At 67.6% G+C, this 22478-nt stretch carries 15 protein-coding genes and 1 riboswitch; of the genes, 9 read left to right on the top strand and 6 right to left on the bottom strand.

Annotated features, from left to right (window positions below):
• Window positions 1-33 precede the first annotated feature (33 nt).
• Window positions 34-1068 carry a LysR family transcriptional regulator gene (locus tag AC3WTD_RS00525; protein WP_027491344.1) on the bottom strand — a complete coding sequence of 345 codons (1035 nt, stop codon included), beginning with the start codon at window positions 1066-1068 and terminating at the stop codon, window positions 34-36.
• A gap of 123 nt (window positions 1069-1191) precedes the next feature.
• On the opposite strand from AC3WTD_RS00525, the gene aceB reads away from it, so the two are divergent.
• Window positions 1192-2784 carry a malate synthase A gene (aceB, locus tag AC3WTD_RS00520; RefSeq protein WP_492612696.1) on the top strand — a complete coding sequence of 531 codons (1593 nt, stop codon included), beginning with the start codon at window positions 1192-1194 and terminating at the stop codon, window positions 2782-2784.
• Between the two features lie 212 nt (window positions 2785-2996).
• Window positions 2997-4295 (top strand): isocitrate lyase, encoded by a 1299-nt coding sequence (aceA, locus tag AC3WTD_RS00515; RefSeq protein ID WP_027491346.1) that lies wholly within the window; start codon window positions 2997-2999, stop codon window positions 4293-4295.
• 279 nt (window positions 4296-4574) lie between these two features.
• Here aceA and AC3WTD_RS00510 read toward each other — a convergent pair whose 3' ends face one another.
• The gene (locus AC3WTD_RS00510) at window positions 4575-6068 is read right to left on the bottom strand and encodes a YifB family Mg chelatase-like AAA ATPase (RefSeq protein WP_492612695.1); all 1494 of its coding nucleotides are present in this window, start codon (window positions 6066-6068) and stop codon (window positions 4575-4577) included.
• Window positions 6069-6216: 148 nt separating this feature from the next.
• On the bottom strand, window positions 6217-6477 hold the full coding sequence (locus tag AC3WTD_RS00505; protein ID WP_027491348.1) for an accessory factor UbiK family protein: 261 nt from the start codon (window positions 6475-6477) through the stop codon (window positions 6217-6219).
• A 180-nt stretch (window positions 6478-6657) separates the two neighbouring features.
• Here AC3WTD_RS00505 and glnK point away from each other — a divergent pair, with 180 nt between their 5' ends.
• The 3 genes from glnK to AC3WTD_RS00490 all read left to right on the top strand — a co-directional run bounded on the left by glnK (window position 6658) and on the right by AC3WTD_RS00490 (window position 12077).
• Entirely contained in the window at window positions 6658-6996 is a 339-nt protein-coding gene (glnK, locus tag AC3WTD_RS00500) for a P-II family nitrogen regulator (protein ID WP_008437572.1), read from the top strand.
• Between the two features lie 87 nt (window positions 6997-7083).
• Window positions 7084-7298: riboswitch (cobalamin riboswitch) on the top strand.
• 153 nt (window positions 7299-7451) lie between these two features.
• Entirely contained in the window at window positions 7452-8660 is a 1209-nt protein-coding gene (locus AC3WTD_RS00495) for a ribonucleotide-diphosphate reductase subunit beta (protein ID WP_492612694.1), read from the top strand.
• Window positions 8661-8831: 171 nt separating this feature from the next.
• A complete protein-coding gene (locus tag AC3WTD_RS00490) occupies window positions 8832-12077 on the top strand; it encodes a TonB-dependent receptor (protein ID WP_492612693.1) in 3246 nt (1081 codons plus the stop codon).
• A gap of 325 nt (window positions 12078-12402) precedes the next feature.
• Here the strand turns inward: AC3WTD_RS00490 and AC3WTD_RS00485 are convergent, their stop codons facing one another.
• The gene (locus AC3WTD_RS00485) at window positions 12403-14739 is read right to left on the bottom strand and encodes a S9 family peptidase (RefSeq protein WP_492612692.1); all 2337 of its coding nucleotides are present in this window, start codon (window positions 14737-14739) and stop codon (window positions 12403-12405) included.
• A 216-nt stretch (window positions 14740-14955) separates the two neighbouring features.
• Between AC3WTD_RS00485 and AC3WTD_RS00480 the strand changes: the two genes are divergently transcribed.
• The 4 genes from AC3WTD_RS00480 (at window position 14956) to AC3WTD_RS00465 (ending at window position 18592) form a co-directional block, all read left to right on the top strand.
• The gene (locus AC3WTD_RS00480) at window positions 14956-15708 is read left to right on the top strand and encodes a glutathione S-transferase family protein (protein ID WP_027491351.1); all 753 of its coding nucleotides are present in this window, start codon (window positions 14956-14958) and stop codon (window positions 15706-15708) included.
• Window positions 15709-15916: 208 nt separating this feature from the next.
• Window positions 15917-16909 carry an aldo/keto reductase gene (locus AC3WTD_RS00475; RefSeq protein ID WP_492612691.1) on the top strand — a complete coding sequence of 331 codons (993 nt, stop codon included), beginning with the start codon at window positions 15917-15919 and terminating at the stop codon, window positions 16907-16909.
• Between the two features lie 157 nt (window positions 16910-17066).
• Window positions 17067-17891 (top strand): NADPH-dependent 7-cyano-7-deazaguanine reductase QueF, encoded by an 825-nt coding sequence (gene queF / locus AC3WTD_RS00470; RefSeq protein WP_492612690.1) that lies wholly within the window; start codon window positions 17067-17069, stop codon window positions 17889-17891.
• Between the two features lie 128 nt (window positions 17892-18019).
• The gene (locus AC3WTD_RS00465; RefSeq protein ID WP_492612689.1) at window positions 18020-18592 is read left to right on the top strand and encodes a hypothetical protein; all 573 of its coding nucleotides are present in this window, start codon (window positions 18020-18022) and stop codon (window positions 18590-18592) included.
• 572 nt (window positions 18593-19164) lie between these two features.
• Here the strand turns inward: AC3WTD_RS00465 and AC3WTD_RS00460 are convergent.
• Both AC3WTD_RS00460 and AC3WTD_RS00455 read right to left on the bottom strand, forming a co-directional pair.
• Complete coding sequence (locus tag AC3WTD_RS00460; protein ID WP_492612688.1) at window positions 19165-20100, bottom strand: hypothetical protein; 936 nt, start codon at window positions 20098-20100, stop codon at window positions 19165-19167.
• A complete protein-coding gene (locus AC3WTD_RS00455) occupies window positions 20097-22475 on the bottom strand; it encodes an LTA synthase family protein (protein WP_492612687.1) in 2379 nt (792 codons plus the stop codon). The genes AC3WTD_RS00460 and AC3WTD_RS00455 overlap by 4 nt, the downstream gene beginning before the upstream one ends.
• Window positions 22476-22478: the final 3 nt, after the last annotated feature.

Genomic DNA, 22478 nt, shown 5'->3' with positions numbered 1-22478 from the left:
ACTGGCGTTTCCGCAACGCCGCGGGGTTGTTGCTCAACGCCCCGAATGCCCAGGCTCATCGTAGTCGCGGTGGGTCAGCAGGCCGGGGCGGATCAGGTCGACGAAGGCGCGCGCCTCGGCGCTGAGGAACTTGCCCTTGCGCATCACCACGCCGTAGCCGCGTTGCGGGAAGTACTGCTTCATATTGCGTACGGCGAGCTGCGCGTGGTCGGCGGCGGTGATGCAGATGCCGGTGACGATCGAGATACCCATGCCCATCGCCACGTACTCCTTGATCACGTCCCAGCCGCCCACCTCGATCGCCACGTGGTAGGGAACCTGGCGCTGCTGGAACACCAGGTCGACCAGGCGGTAGGTGGACAGCCGCTGCGGCGGCAGGATCAGGCCGTACGGCGAGATGTCCTCCAGCGTGATCTTCTCCTTCGCCGCCAGCGGATGGTCCGGCGGCATGATCAGCATCGGGTCGTAGTGCTGCACCGGCGCCCAGGCGATGTCGTTGGGCACGTCCAGCATCGAGCCGACCGCAAAGTCGGCCTCGTCCGCACGCAGCAGCGCCAGGCCGTCCTTGCCGGTGACGTTGGCCAGCTGCAGTTGCACGGCCGGGTACTGCTCGCGGTAGCGGCGTACCAGCTCGGGCAGCAGGTACTGGATGGTCGAGGTGCCGGCAGCGATGGTCAACCGGCCGGCCTGCAACCCCTTGACCCGGGCCTGGAAGTCACGGTCCAGCGTATCCCAGCCCTCGACCAGCGGTCGCGCCAGCTCGTACAGCGCCTCGCCCGCGTCGGTGAGGTTGATGCGCCGCCGACGGCGTTCCAGCAGGCTCACCCCCAGTTCGCGCTCCAGCGCCTGCAACTGCAGGCTGATGGTGGGTTGCGACAGGAACAGCGCCTCGGCGGCCCGGGTCAGCGTGCCCAGCTTCACCACGCTGACGAAGGCGCGCAGCTGCTTGTGGCGGTTGCCCTTGTAGTAGAAGCGGCCCGCGTCGGCGGGCTCGCCGCCAGCGCGCTTTTTTGCTGCGCTGCGGTGTATTTTTTTTGACTTGTTTGGCGTGCCCGCGTGCTTTTTCATCGAATGATTTCAGTCAATTGTGTTACAGATTGAATTTATCAATATTTATGATTGAAACATTCACTTTGTCAAATACATGATTGCTGGCCTAGCTTCGAGTCACCCACGACACGGAGCAAACCCATGGCAGTCCCACAGGAACGGCTTGACCTCGGCACCGTCGAGATCCACGCCGATCCGGCACGTTACGCAGGCATCCTGACCCCCGCGGCGCTGGACTTCCTGGCCCGGTTGCACCGCCGCTTCGAGCCCACCCGGCAGCAGTTGCTGCAGGCCCGGCGCGAGCGCCAGGCCGGTTATGACGCCGGCGGCCTGCCGGATTTTCGTGCCGACACGGCATCGATCCGCGCAGCCGAGTGGACGGTGGCGCCGATCCCGGCTGCGCTGCAGGACCGCCGCGTCGAGATTACCGGCCCGGTCGAGCGCAAGATGATCATCAACGCGCTCAACTCTAGCGCGAAGGTGTTCATGGCCGACTTCGAGGATTCCTCGGCGCCCACCTTCGCCAATCAGCTGGACGGCCAGCTCAACCTGCGTGACGCGGTGAACGGCACGATCGATTTCACCTCGCCCGAGGGCAAGAGCTACCGCGTCAACGACAATCCGGCCGTGCTGGTGGTGCGCCCGCGCGGCTGGCACCTGCACGACAAGTTCTTCAGCGTGGCCGGCGAACCGATGGCCGGCGCGCTGGTCGACTTCGGCCTGTTCGCGTTCCACAACGCCCGCGCGCTGCACGGCAGCGACCGCGGCCCGTATTTCTACCTGCCGAAACTCGAAGCGATGGAGGAAGCCGCGCTGTGGGACGCGGTGATGGCGGCCACCGAGGAAGAGCTGCAACTGCCGCTGGGCAGCATGAAGGCCACCGTGCTGATCGAGACGCTGCCGGCGGCGTTCCAGATGCACGAGATCCTGCACGCGCTGCGCCGCCGCGCGGTCGGGCTCAACTGCGGCCGCTGGGATTACATCTTTTCCTACCTGAAGACTTTACGCGGCCACCGCGACCGTCTGCTGCCGGAGCGCGGCCAGGTGCAGATGACGGTGCCATTCCTGAGGGCATATTCCGAGCTGCTGATCCAGACCTGCCACCGCCGCGGCGCGTTCGCGATGGGCGGCATGGCGGCGCAGATCCCGATCAAGGGCGACGAGGCCGCGAACGAGGCCGCGCTGGCCAAGGTACGCGCCGACAAGCTGCGCGAGGTCAAGGCCGGCCACGACGGCACCTGGGTGGCGCATCCCGCGCTGGTGCCGGTGGCGCAAGCGGTGTTCGACGAATACATGCCCGCGCCGAATCAACTCGGCGTGCTGCGCGAGGACGTGCGGGTGAGCCGCGAGCAGTTGCTCGCCGCGCCGGCCGGCACGGTCACCCGCGCCGGCTTCGACAACAACGTCGAGGTCTGCCTGCGCTATACCGCCGCCTGGCTGGATGGCCTGGGCTGCGTGCCGATCCACCACCTGATGGAGGACGCTGCCACTGCCGAGATCGCCCGCGCGCAGCTGTGGCAGTGGCTCCATCACGGAGATCTCGAATTCCCCGACCACGCGCCGATCGACTTCGCCCTGTTCGACCACGCCGTCGCCGCGCACACCCATCGCCTGCGCGACAGCCGGCACCCCGGCGCCGCGCGCGCCGACGCCGCCGCCGCGCTACTCGGCGCAATGACCCATGCCGACCAGCTCGGCGACTTCCTCACCGTGCCCGCCTACGAACAACTCTGACGATTACCCCTTCTCCCTCGGGAGAAAAATCGGCAGGACTGCCGATTTGCACGGCGCAAGCCGCCCGAAGGATGAGGCACAGGGATGTGCCGAATGAAGGTGCCCGAAGGGCAGATGAGGGTACGCACGGGGCGAATCAGCACGCTTCGCCCGAACCCTCTCCCAACCCCTCTCCCAGCGGGAGAGGGGCCTAAAACAACCGGAGCCACGCCATGAAGACCACCACCCTGCCCACCGCCGAACAGATCACCCTGGACTGGAACAACAACCCGCGCTGGACCGGCGTGCAGCGCAATTATTCCGCCGAAGACGTGGTGCGCCTGCGCGGCACCGTCGCAGTGGAACACTCGCTGGCCCGCCGCGGCGCGGAGCGGCTGTGGAAGTCGCTGCACCAGGAAGATTTCGTCAACGCGTTGGGTGCGCTCACCGGCAACCAGGCGATGCAGCAGGTCAAGGCCGGCCTGCAGGCGATCTACCTCTCCGGCTGGCAGGTCGCCGCCGACGCCAACGTGGCCGGCGAGATGTATCCCGACCAGTCGCTGTACCCGGCCAACTCGGTGCCGCTGGTGGTCAAGCGCATCAACAACACGCTGCTGCGCGCCGACCAGTTGCACCACGCCGAGGGCAAGGACGACTGCGACTGGCTGGTGCCGATCGTGGCCGACGCCGAGGCCGGCTTCGGCGGCGTGCTGAACGCGTTCGAGCTGATGAAGGCGATGATCGAGGCCGGCGCCGCCGGCGTGCACTTCGAGGACCAGCTGGCCTCGGTGAAGAAGTGCGGCCACATGGGCGGCAAGGTGCTGGTGCCGACCCGCGAGGCGGTGGACAAGCTGAACGCCGCGCGCCTGGCCGCCGATGTCGCCGGCGTGCCCACCCTGCTGGTGGCGCGCACCGACGCCGACGCCGCCGACCTGCTCACCTCGGACGTCGACGCCAACGACCGCCCGTTCATCACCGGCGAGCGTACCGTCGAGGGTTTCTTCCGCGTGCGTTCCGGCCTGGACCAGGCGATCAGCCGCGGCCTCGCCTACGCGCCGTACGCCGACCTGATCTGGTGCGAGACCAGCAAGCCGAACCTGGATGACGCGCGCCGCTTCGCCGAGGCGATCCACGCGAAGTTCCCATGCAAGATGCTGGCCTACAACTGCTCGCCCAGCTTCAACTGGAAGAAGAACCTGGACGACGCCACCATCGCGAACTTCCAGAAGGAACTGGGCGCGATGGGCTACAAGTTCCAGTTCATCACCCTGGCCGGCTTCCACAGCCTGAACTACGGCATGTTCGACCTCGCCCACGGCTACGCGCGGCGCCAGATGAGCGCGTTCGTGGAGCTGCAGGAGAAGGAGTTCGCCGCCGCCGAGCGCGGCTTCACCGCGGTGAAGCACCAGCGCGAGGTGGGTACCGGCTACTTCGACCAGGTGACCCAGGCGATCCAGCAGGGCCAGTCCTCGACCACCGCGCTGAAGGGTTCGACCGAAGAGGCACAGTTCAAGCAGGCCTCGGCGGCGTGAAGGGCACGCGGGAGCGCACTCTGTGCACGATGCTCTTCGTCACGTGGCGGAAAGCTTGCGCACAGGGCGCGCTCCTGCCTGCTGTACCGGCGCGAAAGACCAGGAGCAAGTGGAGAGGAACGAGAAGTGAGAGAAAGGCATGTACCTGCTTTTGCTCACCGCTAGGTACCGACCGCGTCCAGGGATGCTCTGATCAAGTTCCTGTTCGTCATCCCGGCGAGGCGCCTTTCAACAGCCGGAGGCTGGTCAAGCTGGGATGAGGGCTTGTTCAGGCCTTACCTAGAACCGCCGGTACTGCAGCGCCTCGGCCAGGTGCTCGCGCTCCAGCAAGGCGGCGCCGCCATCGAGGTCGGCGATGGTGCGGGCCACCCGCAGCACGCGATGGTAGGCACGTGCGGACAGGCCCAGTCGTTCCAGCGCCGACTCGAACCAGCGCCGCTCGGCCGGCCCCAGCGCGCAGTCGCGCTCCAGCTCGCGCGTGCTGATCTCGGCGTTCGGCCGGCCCGCGCGCATCAGCGACTGCCGGCGCGCCTTGAGCACGCGCGCACGCACCGTGGCGGAATCCTCGTCGCGTTGGTTGCGCGGCGTGCCCAGTTCAGCCAGCGGTACCGGCGGCACTTCCACGCACAGGTCGATGCGGTCGAGCAATGGCCCGGAAATGCGCGCGCGGTAGCGCTGGATCTGGTCCGGCGTGCACTGGCAGCGCGGGTCGCCGGCGTAGCCGCAGGGGCACGGATTCATCGCCGCCACCAGTTGGAACTGGGCGGGAAACGTCGACTGCCGCGCCGCCCGCGAGATCACGATGTGGCCCGACTCCATCGGCTCGCGCAACACTTCCAGCACGTGCCGGCTGAACTCCGGCAACTCGTCCAGGAACAGCACGCCGTTGTGCGCCAGCGAGATCTCGCCCGGGCGCGGATACGGACCGCCACCAACCAGCGCCACCGCCGACGCGGTGTGGTGCGGCGCGCGGAAGGGCCGCCGCCGCCAGTGCTCCGGATCGGTGACCTGGCCGGCCACCGACAGCACGGCGCAGGTTTCCAGCGCCTCCGATTCGGACAGCGGCGGCAGGATGCCGGGCAGGCGCTCGGCCAGCATGGTCTTGCCGGTGCCGGGCGGCCCTATCAGCAGCAGATGATGGCCGCCCACTGCGGTGATCTCCAGCGCGCGGCGCGCCTGCAGCTGGCCGCGTACGTCGGCCAGGTCCGGGCCGCCGTTGGCGCCGCCGTCGCTGGGAATGCCCACCGGCATCGACAGCTCGTGCGCGCCGCGCAGCCAGCCGCACACCTCGGCCAGCGTGTCGGCCACGCGCACGTCCATGTCGGACACCAGCGCCGCCTCGCTGGCGTTTGCGCGCGGCACCACCACGCGGCGGCCGCGCGTGCGCGCGCGCAGCAGCGCCGGCAGCACGCCGGACACGCCACGCAGGGAGCCGGTCAGGGCCAGCTCGCCGAGGAACTCGCAATCGTCCAGCTTCTCGCGCGGCACCTGTCCGCTGGCGGCGAGGATGCCCAGCGCGATCGGCAGGTCGAAACGGCCGCCATCCTTCGGCAGCTCGGCCGGCGCGAGGTTCACCGTGACGCGACGGCCGGGATATTCGAAGGCGGTGTTCTGGATCGCCACCCGCACGCGGTCGCGCGCCTCGCGCACTGCGGCCTCGGGCAGGCCGACGATGCTGGTGCTTGGCAGGCCGCCGGAAAGGTGTACCTCAACCATCACCTGCGGTGCGGCGATCCCTTCCTGGGCGCGACTGAGGGTGACGGCAAGACTCATGCAACCCCGGACTGGCATTGCATGGGGGATCGGTCGCTGACAGGCACGGGCATCTGGCGGCTCCATCAGCAGCGCTGAATAAATAACCGCCTCCGATCGTTCTCGGGGTGAGGGTGACGGATCGGAGGCGGCTCCCGGGAGGCGGTAGTCACTGACCCGCGCGGGCAGCCAGCGTGGCCTCCAATTCGGCCACGCATCGCTCCAATTCGTCGACCTTGGCGCGGGTACGCGCCAGCACCTGGGACTGGACTTCGAATTCTTCGCGGGTGACCAGGTCGAGGCGGCGCAGTCCTTGCGCCAGAACATCCTGGAAGTTGGTTCGCAAATCCTGATGCGCCTGTGCCACCCCTGGCGGTACCAACGACACAAGTCGCAGGGCAATCTTGTCGATATCCTGCCTATCCATCATGGATAGCGCCTCGAACTCGTCGAGGTAAATACTAGGTGAACGGAAATTGGACGCGCCATCGGTATGCTCCATCAAAAACTGTAGGGATTGTCTTACACGTGCCACGCGCGGCGCGACAATGATGCACCGTGCAGGCAAAATGCAGCCTCGACCCAACCGATACCTTTCAAGGAAGCCTCCATGAAGCTGGTCGTGGCGATCATCAAGCCGTTCAAGCTGGACGATGTGCGCGAAGCGCTGGCCGAGGTGGGCGTGCAGGGCGTCACGGTTACCGAGGTCAAGGGCTTCGGTCGCCAGAAGGGCCACACCGAACTGTATCGCGGCGCCGAGTACGTGGTCGATTTTCTGCCCAAGATCAAGCTGGAAGTGGCGGTGGTCGACGACCAGCTCGATCGCGTGATCGAGGCGATCCAGGCCTCCGCCCGCACCGGCAAGATCGGCGACGGCAAGATTTTCGTCAGCACGCTGGAACAGGTGATCCGCATCCGCACCGGCGAGCTGGATCACGACGCGCTGTAACCCACGCCGCCTGCGCAGGCACTCGCCGCAGGCGGCACGCATTCGACTTATGCACAAGTTGTTGGGTCGACCCTGCTCTGGTCACCCGATATGTTGTGCCTGTCGGTGCCCGACCAGATGCGACATCGGTCGGGCTTAAAAGGGAATCCCGGTATAACTCCGGAACTGCCCCGCAGCGGTAAAGCGGAAACGAACGCACCCACATGCACTGGCCCTCGGCGGCTGGGAAGCAGGAGCAAGTAGGCGGATCGCCTCGATCCACGTCCGCAAGTCCGAAGACCTGCCGGCACAGCGGGACGAACGTGTCCTGCTGCGTAGTGACGGCTTCCGCGGGGAAGTGCGTCGTGAAGCCGGTCGCCGTCGGGCCAACGGCTGGCGCGTCGCCTCCGGACTCCGTCGCTATCAGGCCCTGCGCGCGGGAGCAGGCGTTTGATGTCCAGCCGGAGCCACCTGCCATGCAAGCCCTCGATACCGCCGAACGCGAGCGCGCCGTCGCGCCCGCCGAATCCCCCGTCGCCAGCGAAGCCGACACCACGTTCGCACTGACCCCGCCGCACAGCGCGGCCTCCATGCACGTGACCAAGCGCAATGGCGGCCAGGAAGCCGTCGACGTCAACAAGATCGTGCGCGCGGTGACGCGCAGCGCCGAAGGCCTGCACGGTGTCGACCCGCTGCGGGTCGTCCTGAAGACCATCGGCGGCCTGTACGACGGCGCCACTACGGCCGAGCTGGACCAGCTGTCGATCCGCACCGCCGCCGCACTCACCGCCGAGGAACCCGAGTACGGCCAACTGGCCGCGCGGCTGCTCGGCGCGTACATCGACAAGGAAGTCAGCGGCCGGGAGATCCAGAGCTACTCGCAGTCGATCGCACGCGGCGCGGAGTTGGGCATCCTCAACGACCGCCTGCGCGATTTCGTGGGCGCCAACGCGCGCAAGCTCAATGACGCGATCGACCCGCTGGCCACCCGCCGCTTCGAATACTTCGGCCTGCGCACGGTGTACGACCGCTACCTGCTGCGTCATCCGCAAAAGCGGCTGGCGATCGAGACGATCCCGTCGATCCGGCAGAAGGGTGCGTTCTGCTTCAAGTGGATCGACTCGATCCAGGACCTGCACCGGCTGCAGACGCGCGAGCATCGTCGCCAGTTCCTGCTCAACCTGATCTGCTTCGCCGCCTGCATCGAGGGGCTGTTCTTCTACGCCGCGTTCGCCTACGTCTACTACCTGCGCTCGCGCGGGCTGCTGCATGGGCTGGCGGCCGGCACCAACTGGGTGTTCCGCGACGAGAGCGGGCACATGGCGTTCGTCTTCGAGGTGGTACGCACGGTGCGCGCGCAGGAACCGGAGCTGTTCGACGACGCCATGCGTGCGCAGGTCGAGGCGATGATGGAAGAGGCGATCGCCTGCGAAACGCAATTTGCCAAGGACGTGCTGTCGGGCGGCGTAGCCGGCATGTCGGTGAAGGACATGCGCCAGTACCTCGAATACTGCGCCGACCAGCGCCTGGCCCAGCTCGACCTGCCGAAGCAGTACGGCGCTAAGAACCCATTCGACTTCATGGACCTGCAGGACGTGCAGGAGCTGGCCAACTTCTTCGAGCGCCGCGTGTCCGCCTACCAGGTCGGCGTGCAGGGCAAGGTGGCGTTCGACCTGGCGTTCTGACGCCTGCGGGACTGGCCCGCGACTTGCCTCCCTCACATGCGGTTGTCACAATCCGTACCCTAAGATGCGCCTCGCCGCTGGCGGCAGCCGGCGCATCGTCATCGACCGCCTCCCTCCGTGGGAGGCGTTGTCGTTCCGGGGGACACACACAAAAACCATTACGAGGGAACCATGGCTTCCATGATCCGCGTCCGCACGCTTCCGCTCGCCGTCGCCTCGCTGCTGGCGATCTCTCCCGTCTTCGCGCAGAACATCACCACCTCCGGCGCCATCGGCCGCGTGCTCGATGCGCAGGGCAAGCCGGTGGCCGACGCCACCGTGACCATCGTGCACGTGCCTTCGGGCACCACCAAGGCAGTGAGCACCGACGCCGACGGCCGCTATGCGGCACAGGGTCTGCGCGCCGGCGGCCCGTATACGATTACCGCGTCGAGGCCGGGCGAGGCGGGCGCCGAGCAGGACAACGTCTACCTGCAGCTGGGCCAGCCCTCCGCGATCAACCTGGCGCTGGGCGGCGGCAGCGAGTCGGCACGCACGCTGGGCGCGGTGACGGTGAGCGCCTCGACGCTGGCGCAGACCTTCACGTCCGAGAACAAGGGTCTCTCCACCAACATCTCGCAGCGCCAGCTGCAGGCTACCCCCCAGGGCAATCGCTCGATCGACGACGTGGTGCGGCTGGACCCACGCGTGAGCGTGACCGACCAGGGCACCGGCGCGATCTCCGCCGCCGGCATGAACAACCGCTACAACAACATCGCGGTGGACGGCGTGACCCAGGGCGACCCGTTCGGCCTGAACGCGAACGGCCTACCCTACCAGAAGTCGCCGATCTCGCCGGAGACCATCGCCGAGTACAACATCTCCACGGCGAACTATGACGTCGTCTCCGACGTGGTCGGTGCCGACGTCAACGCGGTGACCAAGTCCGGCACCAACGACTTCCACGGCGCGGTCTACTACAGCTACCGCAACGCCAACCACCTGGTGGGCGATGCCGGCTGGCTGCCCAGCGGCAACCCCGGCTACCACTACAAGGGCTACCGGAAGGACGCCACCTACGGCTTCAACGTGGGCGGCCCGATCCTCAAGGACAAGCTGTTCTTCTTCGTCTCCGCCGAACACGAGAAAACCACCGGCATCGGCGCCGATTCGGCCAATGGCCTGGACGACTCGCTGGGCAACGGCCCGTCCACCAGCAACAAGGTCTCGCCGGGCGACCTGCAGAAGATCATCGACACGGCCAAGCAGCTGGGCCTCACGCCCGGCGGCTTCGGCGGCCCCACCGGGCTGACCTACGACGACAAGCGCTACCTGGGCAAGATCGACTGGAACATCTCCAACAACCACCGCGCCAGCTTCACCTACCAGCGCACCAAGGAGATGCTGCCGGCGGTAGGCGGCAACAGCCCGTCCAGCGTGGGCCTGACCAGCTACACCTACACCAAGGCGATCACCACCGACAATTACGTCGCGCACGTGTTCGACGACTGGACCGACAACTTCTCCACCGAGGCCAAGGTCGGCTACCAGAAGTACGTGCAGGACACCACCGCGCCGTTCCAGCAGCCGGCGGTGAACGTCAACCTGTCGCCCACCGGCAAGGGTCCGTCGGTGAACCTGGGCGAAGAGCGTTACCGCCACTACAACCACATCGACACCAAGAAGACCTCGGTCTTCCTGGCCGGCACCTATGTCCTGGGTGACCACGCGATCAAGGGCGGCATCGACTACCAGCGCAACAAGATCAACAACCTGTTCGGCCAGGCCGAGTTCGGCGTCTACACCTTCTGGGGCCTGACCAACTTCGCCGCCGGCAACTACAACAAGTACGAGCTGTATCACCCGGCGCCGGGCTACGCGTTGAACGACATCGCCGGCAAGTGGACCTACAGCCAGTACAGCCCGTTCCTGCAGGACACCTGGCAGGTCAACGACGCGCTGTCGGTGCAGTACGGCGTGCGCGTGGACATTCCGCATACCAGCGACAAGCCGGTCTACAACGCGGCTTTCGCGCAGGCTTTCGGTTTCGCCAACAACTACACGGTCGGCTCCTCCAACCGCATCGTGGAGCCGCGCCTGTCGTTCAACTACCTGTTCGACAGCAGCTACAAGACCCAGCTGCGCGGCGGCGTGGGCCTGTTCCAGACCAACCCGCCGACGGTGTGGATGACCAACCCGTTCCAGAACAACGGTGTCACCCTGCGCAACTACACCTCGTTCAACCCGGCCAGCGCGCCGTTCAGCCCCGACCCGCTGCACCAGAACATCCCTGCCGGCGGCGGCGCGGGCTCGATCGACACCATCGACCCGAACTTCCGCCTGCCCAGCGTGTGGAAGATGAGCCTGGCGCTGGATCGCGAGCTGCCGTGGTGGGGCATGCTGGCCTCGGCCGAATACCAGCACATCAAGGTGCGCGACGGCATCCTGTACGAGGCGGTGAACTATGGCGACCCCACCGGCACGCTGCCGGACGGCCGCCTGCAGTTCTGGAAGACGCCGGGCGAAGCACCCACGTCCAAGGATGCGCTGGCCAATCAGAACCGCGCCTTCAGCACCTCTTCCACCTTGCTCACCAACACCCATCGCGGCAAGTCCGACAGCCTGACGCTGGCGCTGGCCAAGCCGTTCTCGGACAGCTGGTCCGGCAATGTCAGCCTCACCTTCAACCATGCCACCGACGTCGATCCGGGCACCGATACCATCGCCTACAACGGCTACCAGCGCGTGGCGCGACTCAACCCCAACAGCAACGTGCTGGCCACCTCCAACTACAACGTGGCCAAGGTGCTGAAGGCCTCGCTGACCTGGCAGCACGCGTTTTTCGGCGACTACCAGACGCAGGTGTCGGCGTTCTACAGCGGCCACACCGGCCTGCCCTACACCTGGGTGTTCCAGAACGATGCCAACGGCGACAGCGTCTCCGGCTGGGATCCGGCCTACATCCCGTCGGCCAACGACCCGAAGGTGGCCTACGCGCCCGGCACCAGCCAGCAGGTGATCGACCAGTTCCAGGCCTTCCTGGCCAGCGAGAAATACCTCAAGGACCACCGCGGCCAGATCGCCGGCCGCAACGGCACGCGCACCGCGTGGGTGAACGAGCTGGACATGAGCTTCTCGCAGGAAGTGCCCGGCATCTTCAAGGGCAACAAGGGCGAGCTGCGGCTGGACGTCTACAACATGCTCAACCTGCTCAACAAGGACTGGGGACAGCAGCGCAACACCGGCATCTACCCGACCCGCACGCTCGCCAGCTACGCCGGCGTGAATGCGCAGGGTCAGTACGTGTACACGCTGCCCACCGACAAGAGCGGCAATTACCAGCCACAGCAGCTGCAGACCTACGACGGCGGCTTCTACGACCCCAGCCGCGTGGTGTCGCGCTGGTCGGCGATGCTGACGCTGCGCTACAAGTTCTGAGCGACCCGCCGCAGCACGGAAAAGCCGGCGCCTCGATGGCGCCGGCTTTTTTTTCGGACCAAGGCAAGGCCGTGCCGCCGCCCACGGGATGGCAAGCCTACGATGTGGTTCTGCCGAGGCGGCAAGGCTTACCTGATCGACGACCCCGCCTACGTGCAACACGCCAAGGTCGCGGGGTCGCTCTTCGTCAAGTCGAGATCAAGAGCGTTACCCCCTCCTGACCTCCCCCTGCTGCGCAGGGGAGGAACCGGGTGCGGCGCCCAGCGCCACAAGCGAGACCAAGGCGTCCCACCGGGCTGCCTCCAGCAAGAACCGGGCATAACGCTCAGCGCCAGGGCCACGCCTTCAGCTGGTACTCGTGTGGCGGGGTGCTGCCGGCGAGGTACTGCACGAAGTAGTCCCAGCGTCGGCGGGTGGCGTACGGGGTAGCTTCGGCGTAGCCGTGGTGGACGTTGGGGATCAGCAGCAGGTCGAAATCCTTGTTCGCCTTGATCAGCGCGTCGGCCACCAGCAGGGTCTGGTAGGGCGGCACGTTGTCGTCCATGGTGCCGTGCACCAGCATCAGCCGGCCCTTGAGGTTCTTGGCGAAGCTCTGGTTGGCCTGGGCGTCGTAGTTGGTCTTGCCGTCCTTGTCGGTGACCAGCAGGCCCTGCCACTTCTCGGCCCAGTCGTCCTCGTAGTTGCGGTTGTCGTGGTTGCCGCTCTCGGCCCAGCCGACCTTGAAGAAGTCGGGGTAGTGGAACATCGCCGCGGCGGTGGCGTTGCCGCCGCCGGAGTGGCCCCAGATGCCGACGCGGTCGAGATCGATCCACGGGTACTTCCTGCCGAGTTCTTTCAGACCAAGCACCTGGTCAGGCAGGGTGTTGTCCTGGACGTGCTCGAAGTAGGCGTCGTGGAACGCCTTGGAGCGCCACGGCGTGCCCATGCCGTCAAGCGCGATCACGATGAAGCCCAGCTCGGCCATCGCCTGGTGGTCGGCACGCGCGGAGGAGAAGCTGCGCCCGCGCACCGAACCGGTCTGCGGGCCGGGATAGATGTAGTCGATGATTGGGTATTTCTTCGCAGGGTCGAAGTGCGTCGGCTTGAACATCATGCCGTACAGATCGGTCTTGCCGTCGCGGCCCTTCACCGTGAACGGGATCGGCGGCACCCAACCCGCAGCCTTCAGGCGCGTGATGTCGGCGACGGCTACGCTGGTCAGCGTGCGGCCGCCCTGCGCATCGCGCAGCACGGTGACCGGCGGCGTGGTCGGGGTGGAGTACACATCGACGAAGGCCTTGCCGTCCGGCGACAGCGTCACCGCGTGGTCGGCCGCCTCCGGCGTCAGCAGCACCGGCTTGCCGCCGTCCAGGCCCACCTTGAAGAACTGCTGGTAGTACGGGTTCACACCCGCGGTGCGGCCGACGCCGCGGAACCACACGGTGCGCATCTTCGGATCGAGCTTCAGTACCTCGGTGACATTGCCGTCACCACTGGTGATCGCGCGCTTGAGCTTGCCGGTAGTGAGATCGTACAGATACAGATGGCCCCAGTTGGTGCGCTCGGAGAACCAGATCGCCTCTTGGGTTTCCGGCAGATAGCGCCAGTTCACCGCGCCGTTGCCACTTTCGTAATACGTCGGCACCACTTCCTCGAACACCGTGCGCACCTTGCCGGTGGCGGCATCGGCGATGCGGAACCACTCGTGCTTGTGGTCGCGCGAGGTGGAGACGAAGGCCAGCGTCTTGCCGTCCGCCGCCCACTTCACGTCGTCCCAGCCACCGTCGGGGCCGCAGCTGGCGTCATCGCACAGGCTGGAGCGGTGCTGGTCGGGCGGCATCTTGAGGCGCGTGACCTTCTTCGCGGCGACATCGATGATCACGCGCTCGATCATCGTCACGTCCTTGTCGCCGACCAGCGGGTACTTCCACTTTTCCAGCTTCGGGTGGCCGACGTTGGTGCCGACCAGGTACATCTCGCCGGTCTTGCGCTGATCCTGCTGGAAGGTGGCGATCCGCTTCGAATCCGGCGACCACTCCACGATCGCGTTGTCGGTGTGCTTCCAGCCGGCGTTGTCGGTGGCGTAGCCGAAGTCCTCCACGCCGTCGGTGGTGAGCTGGGTTTCCTTGCCGCTGGCGACGTCGCGCAGCCACAGGTTCCAGTCGCGGATGAACGCCTCGCTCTGCTTGTCCGGCGACAGCGCGCCCGGCTCCTTGCCGGTCTTCACCAGCGTGGCGCGATCGACGCAGCTCGCCTCGACCGCGGCGAGGTCGCATACATAATGCTTGCTGCGCACGGCGACATCGATCTTCCCGTCCGGCCGCGCCTCGTAGCCGGTGACCGACAGTTTCGCCGCATCGGCGGGCTTGCCGTCGGCCTTGCCCAGCGCGGCGGCCAGCTTCGCCTGGTCGAACAGTGGCGTGGTCTTGCCGCTGGCCGTGTCCATCCGCATGAAGTGGTCGCCATTGGCGTCGTGGTCGACGTACCAGAAGTGGCCGTCGTCCAGCCACGTGACCTTCTGCACCGCGTGGTCGACCAGCGGCACGGTGTTGTAGCTCATGAAGCGCTCCGCCCGCGCGTAGTCGTCGGCGCTCAGCGTGCGCGTCTGCGCTGCGACGCCGGCCGACAAGACGCCCAGGACCAGCGCGCCAAGCACGCGCAAACTGCCGGTTTTCAAACTCATGCTGCGTTTCCCCTGCGAAAGCGTATTTCTGCGGTTGCCGGCCCTGGCGCGGACTCCACTCGACCACCCGATGCTAGCGCGGGCATGACCAATGGCACCCCTGCCATTGGTCCCGATCCGGTCCGATACGCCGACGCATGGACGACCGCGCCCTGCGCTTGACGCGCAGGCGCCGGCCATCGCACGCTGCGCCCTCCGTATTCCCGGAGTCGCGTCATGCCGCAGCGCCTCAGAGTCATCGGCAACTACCTCTCACCCTACGTGCGCAAGGTGCTGGTGTGCCTGGAGCTGAAGGGGCTGGAATACGAGATCGACCCGATCGCGCCGTTCGTCGGCAACGACGAATTCACCCGGCTCAGCCCGCTGCGCCGCATCCCGGTGCTGATCGACGGCGGACTGGAGCTCAACGACTCCTCGGTGATCTGCCAGTACCTGGAGGATCGGCAACCCACGCCCTCGCTCTACCCACGCGACATCGCCGACCGCGCCCGCGCCCGCTGGCTGGAGGAATACGCCGACACGCGGCTGGCCGATGGGCTGGTCTGGCGGCTGTTCAACCAGCTGGCGATCAAGCGCCACGTCTTCGGCGAGACGCCCAACGAGGCGGTGGTGCAGCATGCGCGCGAGGTGGAGATCCCCGCCGCGCTCGACTACCTGGAACAGCAACTGCCCGAGGACGGCTTCGTGTTCGGCTCGCTGTCGATCGCCGACATCAGCATCGCCAGCTTCTTCCGCACCGCCGCGTTCGTGCGCTACGCGATCGACGCCGCACGCTGGCCGCTGACCGCCGCGCTGGTGGCGCAGGTGCAGGCGCTGCCGGTGTTCCAGAAGCTGGCCGCCCTGGAGGACTGCATGCTGCGCCTGCCGCTGGCCGAACAGCGCGGCGCCCTGCTCACCGCCGGCGCGCCGCTGACCAGCGACACCCTCGGCACCAGCGCGCCACGCCCCGGCCCGCCGCGCGCGTCGTGATGACTCCCTCCCCTGTGAAACAGGGGAGGGCCGGGGTGGGGTTCGCTCTTGATCTTCCGCCTCCCGCACACCGGAGCAACCCCCACCCGACCTCCCCCTGCGCGCAGGGGGAGGAGCGGAAAGTTCGCAAGCCCGAGAGTTCGCAAGCATTTATCCGACCGCCGTCACCGCGCACCATGCGTCCACCTTTACCCACCGGAGCCACCCCATGCAGACCCGAGCGCTCGGCAACAATGGTCCCAAGGTTTCCGCCCTCGGCCTCGGCTGCATGGGCATGAGCGCGTTCTACGGCGCCCACGATGACGCCGAATCCATCGCCACCCTCCACCACGCACTCGACCGCGGCCTCACCCTGCTCGACACCGCCGACATGTACGGCCCGCACACCAACGAAGTGCTGCTGGGCAAGGCGCTCAAGGGGCGGCGCGAGCGGGCCTTCGTGGCCACCAAGTTCGGCATCGTGCTCGACCCGAACGACCCGGCCACGCGTGGTGTCAACGGCCGCCCGGCCTACGTGCACGCCGCCTGCGATGCGAGCCTGAAGCGCCTTGGCATCGACACCATCGACCTGTATTACCAGCACCGCGTGGACCCGGACGTGCCGATCGAGGAAACCGTCGGCGCGATGGCCGAACTGGTCGCCGCCGGCAAGGTGCGTTACCTTGGCCTGAGCGAGGCCTCTGGCGCCACGCTGGAGCGCGCCTGCAAGGTGCAGCCGATCGCCGCGCTGCAGAGTGAGTTCTCGCTGTGGACGCGCGACCCGCAGAGCAACGGCATGCTCGACGCCTGCCGCCGACTCGGCGTCAGCCTGGTCGCCTACTCGCCGCTGGGCCGCGGTTTCCTCACCGGCGCGATCCGCTCGCCGGACGACTTCGACACCGACGACTACCGGCGCCACAGCCCGCGCTTCATGGGCGACAACTTCGCGCGCAACCTGCGGCTGGTCGAGCAAGTGAAGACGCTCGCCACCGGCAAGGGCTGCTCGCCCGCGCAGCTGGCGCTGGCCTGGGTGCTGGCGCAGGGCGACGATGTGCTGGCGATCCCCGGCACGCGCAAGCGCAGCCGGCTGGACGAGAACCTGGGCGCGCTCGACGTGCGACTCAGCGCCGCCGAGCTGGAGGCGATCGACGCCGTGTTCCCGCTCGACGCCGCTAGCGGCGGGCGCTACGTCGAAGCGGGGATGCACATGGTGAACGTGTGATGCCGCCCTGCTCCCTCCCCTGCTCTGCACACAGGGGAGGGTTGGGGGTGGGGTGTTTTTGACTTTACGGTGATCCGGGGCAACCCCCTCCCGACCTCCCCCTGCATGCCGGGGGAGGGGCAAAGACCGAAGCGGAAGAACAGCTAAACTCCGCCGTATGAGCACCCCTGAACACTCCCCGCTCGGCAAGGACACCATCTACGCCGACCGTTACGACCCGCGCCTGCTGTTTCCGATCCCGCGCGCGGACAAGCGCGCGGAGATCGGCATTGCCGAATCGCTGCCGTTCCATGGCGTGGATGTCTGGAACGCCTACGAGTTGTCATGGCTGGACCTGCGCGGCAAGCCGCAGGTGGCGATGGCCGAGTTCCGCGTGCCGGCGGCGTCGCCGCACATCATTGAGTCGAAGTCGTTCAAGCTGTACCTCAACGGATTCGCACAGGAGCGCCTCGCCGACGCCGCCACGCTGGTCGCCATCCTGACGCACGACCTGTCCGCGGCGGCCGGCGCGGTGGTCGGCGTGCACTTGCGCGACGCGCGTGCCGACGCGTTGCCGGTGGTCGATCTGGACGGCCATCTGCTCGACGACCAGGACATCGCGATCGACCACTACGGCCCGCCGGATGCCGATTTCCTGCAGGCCGACAGCGCCGCGACGCCGGTAGCGGAGACCCTGCTCTCGCACCTGTTGCGCTCGAACTGCCCGGTCACCGGCCAACCCGACTGGGGCAGCGTGCAGATCGCCTATCGCGGCGCGCCGATCGACCATGCCGGGCTGCTGCGCTACCTGGTCTCGTTCCGCACCCACAACGAATTCCACGAGCAGTGCGTGGAACGCATCTTCGTCGACCTGACCCAGCGCTGTGCGCCGCGGCAGCTCACCGTCTACGCACGCTACACCCGCCGCGGCGGGCTGGACATCAACCCGTTCCGCAGCAGCGCACCGGCCACCCCCGGCAACCCGCGCACGGTGCGGCAGTAGGCCGCCAGCGCGCGCTGACGCCGCGTGGGCGCCGTGGCCGGCGCCGCCGGTAATCGTCGCTTCAGATCGGCCGCGCTAGCCTCGTTTTTGACCACCGGCCACGGGCCGGCATCGACAGCGGAGTTCCCATGACCCGATCCATGTATTCCGTCGCGCTGTACGGCACCCTCCTGACCGGCCTGCTGCTCGGCGGCTGCGGCAAGAACACACCGGCCCCCGCCAGTGCGCCGGCCCCGGCCAGCACCGCACCGGCTGCCACCACGTCCGCGCCGCCGCCCGCCGCCAGCACGGCGGTGCCGCCGGCTGCCGGCACGGTCGGCACGGCCAGCGCAACCTCGGTGGCCGCGCCGCCGGTCGTGCCGTTCACGGTCGCCAAGCTGACCCTGGGCAGCGCGGTCAACGCCGAGCATCAGGTGGTACGCGCCAGCGACAGCTTCGCCACCAGCGACAAGACGCTCTACGCCACCGTCGCCACCGAGGGCAGCACCCAGGGCGCCACGCTCAACGCGAAGTGGAGCTACCTGGAAGGCGAGGGCCAGCTGGTCAGCAGCATCAGCCAGTCGATCGCCACCGACGGCCCCGCCATCACCACGTTCAAGGTGCAGAACCCCGACCTGTGGCCGGCAGGCAAGTACAGGGTCGAGATCTCGCTCGACGGCAAGCCGGTGGCCAAGCAGGATTTCCAGATCGGCAAGAGCTGAGCTGGCGCAGCCGGCATCGCGAAGGCGCCGGCGGGTGCCTTTTTACGCCGCGGCTCGGCCTCCCTCCAGCGCCTTGCGCCCGATTGCCGGATCGTCGGTGAAGAACGCATCGATGCCGGCGGCGAGATAGGCGCGGATCTCGGCGATCGAGCCGGCCTCGCTGACACCGTGCAGGTCACTGCCTTGCCACAGGCTCCGCGGCAGGAAGCAGTTTTGGGGCGGAACGTGTACGGGTGCACTTCCAGGCCGGCGACATGCGCGTCGCACACCAGCGCGGTGGGCGTGCCGAGATGGCCGTCCGGCGCCAGCGGAATGATCGCGCGCACGTTCGGGCCGATCGCGTCCGCATAGGTGGTGATGGCGGGCAGCCCGGCCGGCACCATCATCTGCGCGTAGTCGAGGGTGCCGCCCGCGGCGGCAACGTCGTACGGCCATGTCGTACGGCCGCTCGCCGGCGTCGCCCAGCAAACGCAGCAGGCGGATGTTGCCGTGCGTGCCGTCGGCGAGGTGGCCGCGCATACGCCGCCAGCGTGAGCACCTGCCGGAGCACACGCTGGCGATGCGCCCCGCCTTCACTCCCGATGCCGTTCGATCCAGTTGCGGTAAGTGCGGTAATGGTGGATGGCGAAGCCGGCGAACGACGGATCGGCGCGCAGGGCCTGTTCCACCGTGCCCAGCGCCTGCTCGAATACTTTCGGCCCGACCTGGTCGAAGGTGACCTTGTCCAGCTCGTTGGGCGAGACCTCCAGCCCGATCACCACCTTCTTGCCGACGCGGTCGGCATAGGCGATCTCGCTGGCGGCGTGCGAGAGGATGCTGTCGCTGCCCGCGGCCCTGTGGCGGTAGTCCATCAGGGCGACGTAATCGAACAGCTCGATGGCATGCTCGCTCGCCGGGCGCCGGACGCCTTTCCATTCCAGCTCGATGCCGTCCAGCCAGAACGGGATGGCCGGCCCCACGACCAGGCTGGCGTGGTGCGCGCGCTTGAGCTTCATCAGCGCGTCGCCCATGTCCAGGAAACTGGTCAGCAGGCGCTCGCGGCTGTGCTCGTTCCACTCGTCGAGGATGTGCGGCTCAATGTCCAGGTTGACGCCGTCGAATCGCGCCTGCGCCGGCACGACGGCGTTGTACTGCAGCACGCGACGGAACATCTCCTCGGCCTGCTCGCGATAGGCGGGCAGCACGTAGTTCTCGGTGTGCAGGTAGGCCGAACCCAGCAGCGCGTACACCTTCATGTGCCGACGGTGCAGCCGCTCGATGAAAGCGCGATACAACTCGGGCCGCTCGACGATCAGGTTGTGCCCCCGGTACGCATCGGCATAGAGATACACCGTGTCGATGTGCTGCGACTGCAGGTAGCGCACCGCTTCCTGCGCGACGGCCGGGTCCTCGACCATGGCGTAAGACTCCGCCTCCCAGGTCCACACGGCGCGGCTGGCCTGAGCCATGGCGTCGATCGGCAACGTGCACAGCGCCAGCAGCAGGCACAGGCGGGAGAGGCGGATCATGGCGCGTTTCCTGCCGTGGCGTGGACATCCAGCGGCACATGGTATCGCCCCTGCCCGATCGCCCGGCCGGTTTGCGGATCGGACGGGAACACCGAAACGTAGCAGCGGCTGCCGCAGGCGCCGGGTCGCTGCAGGGTCAGCCGCACCTGCTGCTGTCCGCCCGCCGGAAGCTGCAGCGCGCGACCGGAGACTTCCTGCAGTTCGCGGCCATCCTCGGCAGTGAGCACCGCCAGCGGCACGAAGGTGCGGCTCGCTTGCGCATCGCCGTTGCTGAAGGTGGCCGTCAGCTGTACGCCGTCGCCGGCAATGGCCATCTCGGCCGAAGCCGTCGACAGGCCGCGCATGACCGGTGCCTCGCCAACGGGCTGCGCTTCCTGCGCGGCCTCCCGATAAGCCACCAGCGGCGGCGTGGCGCCGTCGGGGGCGAGCTTCATCTGTTGCAGGAAGGTCGCATTGGCCTGCTCGTAGCGTTGCAGGCGACGCACCACCCAGTCGCGCGTCCGTGCATCGTCGACCGGCGCCAGATGCATGCCCTCCTGCAGTTCGGACAGCTTTCCCTCATGCAGCCACCAGCGGCTGGCCAGGTAGTCCGGCGCGCTGGTTTTGGTCTGCTGCAGTGGCAGTTGATGCGTGTTGCGGAAGCGGTCGTCCAGGTCCAGGCCGGTGCCCAGCCACGGCGTGCGCGCCGGCCGCTGCAGCCCGTAGGCATGCGACAGCAGCGCCAGCAAGGACGGCGTGACGTCCAGTTGCGAGGACACCGCGCGGATGCGCCTGGCCTGCCTGAGCAGTGGCGAGTAGATGATCAGCGGCACGTGGTAGCGGTCGAGGTGCTCGCCCATCGGGAGTTCCGGCAGGCGATGGTCGCCGGTGATCACGAAAAGCGTGTTCGCGTACCACGGCAGCTTGGCCACCGCGTCGAAATAGCGGCGCAGCTGCTCGTCGGTGTAGAGGATGGTGCTGTAGATGTTGGCGTCGGCCCGGTAGGCCGCGAGCCGTGCGTCGTCGATGCGCAGCTCGCGCAGGCGCCGTTCGAAGCGCGCGAGGTAGGCGTCCTGTCCGGGAAATTGGTAGGCGGTATGCATGGAGATGGTCTGCATCGCCAGCAGGAACGGCGTCTGCAGCTGCGCGCTGTCGGCCAGCACGCGCGACACCAGCTCGCGGTCCGGGTAGCCCCATTCGCTGAAGGGGTTGCGCTGGTAGCCGGCGCCGAAGCTGTGCAGGTCCACCAGATGCTGCACGCCCTGCAGCTGCAGGAATGCGCGCTCGTTGTCGAAGCGGGTATCGGTGCCGTTGTAGAACGCGGTGTGGTAGCCCTGCTGCCGCAGCAGGCTGAACAGGCCCGGGCCCGGCGGCATGCGCGCGCCCAGCGCGGTGAAACCTGCCCTGGCGAACGGCGCCGAGTTGAACAGGCTGGGCAGCACGCCGAAGGTGCGGCCCTGGTTGGCCAGGAAGTTGTCGAAGTACAGGCTGCGCGCCGCCAGCTCGTCGAGGAACGGCGTGAAGCTGCCCAGCGACGCCTGCGGACCGGAGAACGAACGCCCCAGCCCCTCGACCACGATCACCACCAGGTTGGGCGGGCGGCCGTCGGTGGTGGGCGCGAAGTACGGCCCGAGCGTGTCCGGCGTCTGCTCCGCATGCAGGAACGGGAACTGCGGATCCAGCGGCGGCTCGTCCGCACCGGCGACGGCGGTTGCGGCGCCGGTGGCCGGCACCACCGCGGCGCCGCGTCGGGACCAGCGCCAGACATCGGCACAGAACCACGCCAGCTTGTTGCTGGCCAGGTCGCGTGCCGCGTCGTCCCTCAGCACGCTCGCACCCGTCGGCAGCGGCAACAGCCATGCCAGCAGGCCTGCCGTCAACAGCCACGTCGTCCACCGCCCGGAGCCGCCTGCCCACCAGCGCGCACACGCGTGCAGGCTGCCCCACAACACAAGCAGCGGCAGGGCGTAGGCCAGCACGCTGCGCGGATCGGACGGCAGGCCGCCGGACAGTGTGGTGCGGATTTCCGCGACGCTGTAGCCGAACAGGTCCGCGCCCAGCGGTACCCGCGCCACCTGGAAATACTGGTCGAGCGCGACCTGCATCGCGATGAACAACGACCAAAGTACGGCCACCGCCGCGACGCGCAACCGCGGCCGCTTCAAGGCCAGCAGCGGCAGCGACAGCAGCAGCAGGATCGGCGCCGCGCGCAGCAGCGCCAGGGCTGCCTGCGCAAGCGCGACGCCGGCCACCACCCACTGCTGGCTGTCGCCGCGCGCGATGCCGGCGACGCCGTGGGCGACCGCGCCTGCCGCCAGCACGAACTGCGCGGGCAGCAAGGCGGGGAACACGGCGGAAAAGCGGGACCAGGCCTGGCCGTGACGCGCGGCGCTCATCGA

The organism is Rhodanobacter sp. FW106-PBR-R2A-1-15, assembly GCF_058789735.1.
This window is presented reverse-complemented; position numbering and strand designations above follow the sequence as displayed.

Excerpts from the sequence above, each read along its gene's own strand:
- AC3WTD_RS00475 (WP_492612691.1), top strand. The coding sequence starts at position 15,917 with ATGCAGACCCGAGCGCTCGGCAACAATGGTCCCAAGGTTTCCGCCCTC.
- queF (WP_492612690.1), top strand. The coding sequence starts at position 17,067 with ATGAGCACCCCTGAACACTCCCCGCTCGGCAAGGACACCATCTACGCC.
- AC3WTD_RS00505 (WP_027491348.1), bottom strand. The coding sequence starts at position 6,477 with ATGATGGATAGGCAGGATATCGACAAGATTGCCCTGCGACTTGTGTCG.
- aceB (WP_492612696.1), top strand. The coding sequence starts at position 1,192 with ATGGCAGTCCCACAGGAACGGCTTGACCTCGGCACCGTCGAGATCCAC.
- AC3WTD_RS00495 (WP_492612694.1), top strand. The coding sequence starts at position 7,452 with ATGCAAGCCCTCGATACCGCCGAACGCGAGCGCGCCGTCGCGCCCGCC.
- AC3WTD_RS00525 (WP_027491344.1), bottom strand. The coding sequence starts at position 1,068 with ATGAAAAAGCACGCGGGCACGCCAAACAAGTCAAAAAAAATACACCGC.
- AC3WTD_RS00455 (WP_492612687.1), bottom strand. The coding sequence starts at position 22,475 with ATGAGCGCCGCGCGTCACGGCCAGGCCTGGTCCCGCTTTTCCGCCGTG.
- AC3WTD_RS00490 (WP_492612693.1), top strand. The coding sequence starts at position 8,832 with ATGGCTTCCATGATCCGCGTCCGCACGCTTCCGCTCGCCGTCGCCTCG.
- AC3WTD_RS00485 (WP_492612692.1), bottom strand. The coding sequence starts at position 14,739 with ATGAGTTTGAAAACCGGCAGTTTGCGCGTGCTTGGCGCGCTGGTCCTG.
- glnK (WP_008437572.1), top strand. The coding sequence starts at position 6,658 with ATGAAGCTGGTCGTGGCGATCATCAAGCCGTTCAAGCTGGACGATGTG.
- AC3WTD_RS00460 (WP_492612688.1), bottom strand. The coding sequence starts at position 20,100 with ATGATCCGCCTCTCCCGCCTGTGCCTGCTGCTGGCGCTGTGCACGTTG.
- AC3WTD_RS00480 (WP_027491351.1), top strand. The coding sequence starts at position 14,956 with ATGCCGCAGCGCCTCAGAGTCATCGGCAACTACCTCTCACCCTACGTG.
- AC3WTD_RS00510 (WP_492612695.1), bottom strand. The coding sequence starts at position 6,068 with ATGAGTCTTGCCGTCACCCTCAGTCGCGCCCAGGAAGGGATCGCCGCA.
- aceA (WP_027491346.1), top strand. The coding sequence starts at position 2,997 with ATGAAGACCACCACCCTGCCCACCGCCGAACAGATCACCCTGGACTGG.
- AC3WTD_RS00465 (WP_492612689.1), top strand. The coding sequence starts at position 18,020 with ATGACCCGATCCATGTATTCCGTCGCGCTGTACGGCACCCTCCTGACC.